Annotated in this window: 5 protein-coding genes; all 5 read right to left on the bottom strand. The window is 75.0% G+C overall.

Annotated elements, in window-relative coordinates:
* Positions 1-38: 38 nt before the first annotated feature.
* Positions 39-1,799, bottom strand: coding sequence for a proline--tRNA ligase (locus ABEB16_RS14800; protein ID WP_345713003.1), 1,761 nt, complete (start codon positions 1,797-1,799; stop codon positions 39-41).
* 65 nt (positions 1,800-1,864) lie between these two features.
* Positions 1,865-2,761, bottom strand: a complete 897-nt coding sequence (locus ABEB16_RS14795; protein ID WP_425560202.1) for a GNAT family N-acetyltransferase — start codon at positions 2,759-2,761, stop codon at positions 1,865-1,867.
* Positions 2,762-2,842: 81 nt separating this feature from the next.
* Positions 2,843-3,997, bottom strand: a complete 1,155-nt coding sequence (gene ispG, locus ABEB16_RS14790) for a flavodoxin-dependent (E)-4-hydroxy-3-methylbut-2-enyl-diphosphate synthase (RefSeq protein WP_345713002.1) — start codon at positions 3,995-3,997, stop codon at positions 2,843-2,845.
* 41 nt (positions 3,998-4,038) lie between these two features.
* Entirely contained in the window at positions 4,039-5,373 is a 1,335-nt protein-coding gene (locus ABEB16_RS14785) for a M50 family metallopeptidase (protein WP_345713001.1), read from the bottom strand.
* The coding region (locus ABEB16_RS14780; protein WP_345713000.1) for a 1-deoxy-D-xylulose-5-phosphate reductoisomerase at positions 5,370-6,324 on the bottom strand (955 nt) is incomplete at its 5' end. The genes ABEB16_RS14785 and ABEB16_RS14780, both read right to left, overlap by 4 nt.

Raw genomic sequence — 6,324 nt, 5'->3', positions numbered from 1 at the left:
GACCCGGTCGGCCCGCGCCCCGGCCGCTGCCCGCGCCGTCAGCCGCGGGTGGCGGCCACCACCGCGGCGACGACCTCGCCGACGGGCACCTGCTCGCTGCCGCCGCTGCGCCGGTCCTTGACCTCCACGACGCCCTCGGCCAGGCCCTTGCCCACCACGACGATCGTCGGCACGCCGATGAGCTCGGCGTCCTTGAACTTCACGCCCGGCGACACCTTGCGCCGGTCGTCGAAGAGCACGTCCAGGCCCTGCGCGCCCAGGTCCGCGGCCAACCGCTCCGCCTCGGTGAACACCGCCTCGTCCTTGCCGGTGGCCACCAGGTGGACGTCGGCCGGGGCCAGCGACCGCGGCCACACCAGACCCAGCTCGTCGTGGTTGCCCTCCGCCACGGCCGCCAGCGCGCGGGTGACGCCGATGCCGTAGGAGCCCATCGTCACCACGACCTGCTTGCCGTTCTCGTCCAGCACCTTCAGGTCGAGGGCCTCGGCGAAGCGGCGGCCCAGGGCGAAGATGTGGCCGATCTCGACGCCGCGGGCCAGCTCCAGCGGGCCGGAGCCGTCGGGGGCCGGATCGCCCGCGCGCACCTCGGCGGCCTCGACGGTGCCGTCGGCGTCGAAGTCGCGGCCCTTGACCAGGTCGAAGACGTGCCTGCCCGGCTCGTCGGCGCCGGTCACCCAGCGGGTGCCGTCGACCACGCGCGGGTCCAGCAGGTAGCGGATGCCGGAGGCGGACCCGGCCCCCAGGGCCTGCGGGCCGATGTAACCGCGCACCAGCGCCGGGTGCTTCGCGAAGTCCTCGGCCGTGAACGGCTCGACCTCGGCGGGCGAGACCGCCGCCTCCAGCCGCTTGGCGTCGACGTCGCGGTCCCCGGGCAGGCCCACGACGAGCGGCTCGCGGGTGCCGTCGGGGTGCACGAGGGTCACGACGACGTTCTTCAGGGTGTCGGCGGCGGTCCAGGGCCGGTCGGCCCGCGGGAAGCGCTCGTTGGCCACGGCCACCAGCGACTCGATGGTCGGGGTGTCGGGGGTGTCCTCGACGTGGGCGGCCGGGGCGTCGTCGAAGGGCAGCGGGTCGGGCACCGGGGTGGTGACGGCCTCCACGTTCGCCGCGTACCCCCCGGGGGAGCGCACGAAGGTGTCCTCGCCGATGTCGCTGGGGTGCAGGAACTCCTCGCTGCGCGAGCCGCCCATCGCCCCCGACATCGCCGAGACGATGACGTAGTCCAGCCCGAGGCGGTCGAAGAGGCGCACGTACACCTCGCGGTGCGCGGCGTAGGAGCGCTCCAGGCCCGCGTCGTCGACGTCGAAGCTGTAGGAGTCCTTCATGACGAACTCGCGGCCGCGGATCAGGCCGGCGCGGGGGCGGGCCTCGTCGCGGTACTTCGTCTGGATCTGGTAGATCGACAGCGGCAGGTCCTTGTACGAGGAGTACAGGTCCTTCACCAGGAGGGTGAACATCTCCTCGTGGGTGGGCGCCAGCAGGTAGTCGGCGCCCTTGCGGTCCTTGAGCCGGAAGATGCCCTCGCCGTAGTCGGTCCAGCGGTTCGTGGCCTCGTACGGCTCGCGCGGCAGCAGCGCGGGGAAGTGGACCTCCTGGAAGCCGGCCGCGTCCATCTCCTCGCGCACGATCGCCTCGACCTTGCGCAGCACGCGCAGGCCCAGCGGCAGCCAGGTGTAGATGCCCGGGGCGGCGCGGCGGACGTACCCGGCGCGCACGAGCAGCTTGTGGCTGGCCACCTCCGCGTCGACCGGGTCCTCCCGGAGGGTCCGCAGGAACAGCGTCGACATCCGCAGCAGCACGCCGGGAGCCTACCGGCGCGCGGGCCGCACCCGACGCCGCCGGCACGGGCCGCCCGCACGGACCGTCAGAACAGGACGGTGGCGAACGTCCCGACCTCGCGGAAGCCGACGCGGCGGTACGCGGCGACCGCCCGCGCGTTGTAGTCGTTGACGTACAGGGACACCAGCGGCAGGCCCGCCGCGCGCGTCTGCGCCACGACCGCCGCCATGCCCGCCACGCTCAACCCCTCCCCGCGCCGGTGCGGCGCCACCCACACGCCCTGCACCTGCGCCACCCGCGAGGCCACCGCGCCCAGCTCCGCCTTGAACACCACCTCCGGGCCGCGCGGGGAGTCGTCCACCCGCACGAAGGAGCGACCCGCCGCGACGAGGTCGGCCACCCGCGCCCGGTACGTCGTGCCACCGTCGGGCGGGGACGGCGGGTAGCCGATCTCCTCGGTGAACATCGCCACGCAGGCGGGTACGACGATGTCCAGCTCCGCCAGCCGCGAGCGGCGCACGGCCGCGTCGGGCTCCACCGCCGGATCGCCGTCGCACAGCATCAGCGGCTGGCGGGAGCGCACCTCCCGCACCCCCCGCCAGTGCCCCTCCAGCCGCGACCACAGCCCCAGCACCGCGTCGGCGGGCCCCACCAGCGACGAGCAGCGCCGCCCCTCCGTGCGGGCTCGCTCCGCGAACGCGTCCAGCGCCCGCGGGGTGGCCTCGATGGGGACCAGGTTGGCCCCGGCCCAGCACGCGGAGACCAGCTCGGCGTCCTCGAACCACCCCCACACCGCGCCACCGACCTCCGCGCCCTCGCGCGCCAGCAGCCCCAGGACGCGGGCGGTGACGAACACGTTCGCGACGGGGTCGCGCTCGCACAGCCGCAGCAGCGCCGGGGCGTGGGAGCCGTCGAGCACCCGCAGCAGACCGCGCCGCCCCCCGCGCTGCGGTGGGGGCGCTGGCGGCGAGACGTGGTGCACGCACGCATCCTGTCGCCTCCCCGCCCGGGCGTCGAGGCGACCCCGCCCCGGGCGCGGCCGGCCCGGCCCGGCGGCCCGGGGTCAGCCGACGGTGACGACCGGCGCCCCGCCCTCACCGGCGGTGGACCCCATCTGCGCCGCCAGCCGCTCGGCCTCCTCGATGAGCGTGGCGACGATCTCCGCCTCCGGCACGGTCTTGATGACCTCGCCCTTGACGAAGATCTGCCCCTTGCCGTTGCCGCTGGCGACGCCCAGGTCGGCCTCGCGCGCCTCACCGGGGCCGTTGACGACGCACCCCATGACCGCCACCCGCAGCGGCACGCTCATGCCCTGCAACCCCTCGGTCACGGCGTCGGCGAGGCTGTAGACGTCGACCTGCGCGCGCCCGCAGGAGGGGCAGGAGACGATCTCCAGCTTGCGCGGGCGCAGGTTCAGCGACTGCAGGATCTGCAGGCCGACCTTGACCTCCTCCGCGGGCGGCGCGGACAGCGACACCCGGATGGTGTCGCCGATGCCCTTGGACAGCAGCGCGCCGAAGGCCACCGCGGACTTGATGGTGCCCTGGAAGGCGGGGCCGGCCTCGGTGACACCCAGGTGCAGCGGCCAGTCGCCGCGCTCGGCGAGCATCTCGTAGGCCTTGACCATGACGACGGGGTCGTTGTGCTTCACGGAGATCTTGAAGTCGTGGAAGTCGTGCTCCTCGAAGAGGGAGGCCTCCCAGACCGCGGACTCCACCAGCGCCTCGGGCGTGGCCTTGCCGTACTTGGCCAGCAGCCGCGGGTCGAGGGAGCCGGCGTTGACGCCGATGCGGATCGAGGTGCCCGCGTCCTTCGCGGCCTGGGCGATCTCCTTGACCTGGTCGTCGAACTTGCGGATGTTGCCGGGGTTCACCCGCACCGCCGCGCAGCCGGCGTCGATGGCGGCGAAGACGTACTTCGGCTGGAAGTGGATGTCCGCGATGACCGGGATCTGCGACTTCTTCGCGATGATCGGCAGCGCCTCGGCGTCGTCGGCGCTGGGGCAGGCCACCCGCACGATGTCGCAGCCCGTCGCGGTCAGCTCCGCGATCTGCTGCAGCGTGGCGTTGATGTTCGTGGTCGGCGTCGTCGTCATCGACTGCACCGACACCGGCGCGTCGCCGCCCACCTCGACCTTGCCGACGCGGATCTTGCGGCTCCTGCGGCGGGGGGCCAGGACGGGGGGCGGGAGGGCGGGAAGGCCGAGGCTGACGCTCACCGGGCCAGTATCGCCCCCGCCCCCGCCCCGGCGCACCGACCTCAGCCGCTCAGGCGCACCGGGCGGACGATGTCGGCGTAGAGCAGCAGCAGGGACATCCCGATGAGGAGCACCGACACCGCGTAGGCCACGGGCAGCGCCTTGGCGACGTCGACGGGGCCCGGGTCGGGGCGGCGCAGCAGCCGCGCCCCGGTGCGCTTGACGCCCTCCCACAGCGCACCGGCGATGTGCCCGCCGTCGAACGGCAGCAGCGGGATCATGTTGAAGACGAAGAGCGCCACGTTGAGCGAGGCCAGCAGCGTCAGCAGCCGGGAGGCCCGCTCGGCGAGGGCGTCGGTGGCCACCAGCGGCGGCAGCTGGTTGAGCTCCCCGGCCACCCGGCCGATCCCGACGACGCCCATCGGCCCGTTCGGGTCGCGCTCGGCCGAGCCGAAGGCGGCCTGCGCCACGTCGACGAGGCGCTGCGGCAGGTTGAGCACGATGCCGGCGACGGCCGCCACCTGGTCCCCGACGAGCGCCGGCACCTGCGACAGCGGCTGGCGCACCAGCTCCACGCTCGGGGTGACCCCGAGGAAGCCCACCTGCACGGTGCCGCCGGTCGGGTCGCCGTCGGCGTCCACGGCGGGGCGCTCGGTGAGCACCGGCGTGGCCCGCAGCACGACCCGTGCCCCGTCGCGGACCACGACGACCTCCACCTCGCGCCCGCCGGCGGCCCGGATGGCGGCGCTGACCTGCTGCCAGTCGCGGACCCGTTCGCCGTCGAACTCCACGATCCGGTCGCCGGGGCGCAGGCCCGCGGCGGCCCCGGGGGCGGCCGGGTCGCCGGCGGCGCACTCCGTCGCGGTGGTCGCCGACGCGGGCAGGACGCACCGGGAGACGGCGGACACCAGCGGCGTGTTCTGCGGCGTGCCCAGGGCGCTGAGGGCGACGGCGAGCAGCGCGAACGCCAGCACGAGGTTGACGAACGGCCCGCCGAACATGATCGCCAGGCGCTTGGGCACGCTGAGCCGGTAGAAGGCGCGGTGCTCCTCCCCCGGCGCCACCTCCTCGGCGCTCTGCCGGCGGGCCTCCTCGACCATCAGCCCGAAGCGGCCCGTGGAGGAGGCGCGCAGCGTGCCGGGGGCGTCGCCCGGGCGGGGGGCGAACATGCCGATCATCCGGATGTAGCCGCCGAGCGGGATGGCCTTGACGCCGTACTCCGTCTCCCCGCGCCGCCGCGACCACAGCGTGGGGCCGAAGCCCACCATGTACTGCGTCACCCGCACGCCGAAGCGCTTGGCCGGCAGCAGGTGGCCGACCTCGTGCAGGGCGATGGAGACGCCCACCCCGACGGCTGCCACGAGGATGCCGACGACGAGCAGCAGGACGTCGCTCACGCGACCACCCCCGCCGCGGCGGCGGCCAGCTCCCGGGCGCGGCGCCGCGCCCAGCCCTCCACGGCGAGGACCTCGGCGACGTCGCGGGGGGCGCCGGCGGGGTCGTGCTCGGCGACGACCCGGGCGAGGGTGTCGACGATGCCGGGGAAGGGCAGCCGGCCGGCGTGGAACTCCTCGACGCACTCCTCGTTGGCGGCGTTGAGCACCGCGGGCGCGCCCCCGCCGCGGCGGGCGCACTCCGCGGCCAGCGCCACGGCGGGGAAGGCGTCGTCGTCCAGCGGCTCGAACGTCCACGTCGCCGCGCGGGTCCAGTCGCAGGCGGGGACCGCGCCGGGGACGCGCCCGGGCCAGGACAGCCCCAGCGCGATGGGCAGGCGCATGTCCGGCGGGGAGCACTGCGCGAGGGTGGAGCCGTCGGTGAACTCCACCATGGAGTGCACCACCGACTGCGGGTGGACCACGACGGCGATGCGGTCGACGTCGACGCCGAAGAGCAGGTGCGCCTCGATGAGCTCCAGGCCCTTGTTCACGAGCGTGGCGGAGTTCGTCGTGATGACCCGGCCCATCGACCACGTCGGGTGGGCCAGGGCCTGCGCGGGTGTGACGTCCACCAGCTGCTCGCGGCTGCGGCCGCGGAAGGGGCCACCGCTGGCGGTGAGGACGAGGCGGGCGACCTCGTCGGCCCTCCCGCCGCGCAGGCACTGGGCGAGGGCGGAGTGCTCGGAGTCGACCGGCACGATCTGCCCCGGTGCGGCGGCGGCGCGCACGAGCTCGCCCCCCGCGACGAGGGACTCCTTGTTGGCCAGCGCCAGGGTGCGCCCGGCCGCGAGGGCGCTGAGCGTGGGCCCCAGCCCGACGCTGCCGGTCATCCCGTTGAGCACGACGTCGCAGGGGTCGGCGGGGTCCAGCCGCACCCGCGGCAGGGCCTGCGGGGCGCTCTCGCGCAGCCAG

Source organism: Kineococcus glutinatus (genome assembly GCF_039542765.1).
GTDB lineage: Bacteria > Actinomycetota > Actinomycetes > Actinomycetales > Kineococcaceae > Kineococcus_A > Kineococcus_A glutinatus.
The sequence above is the reverse complement of the archived record's forward strand: the minus strand, read 5'-3'. Positions and strand labels throughout refer to the sequence as shown.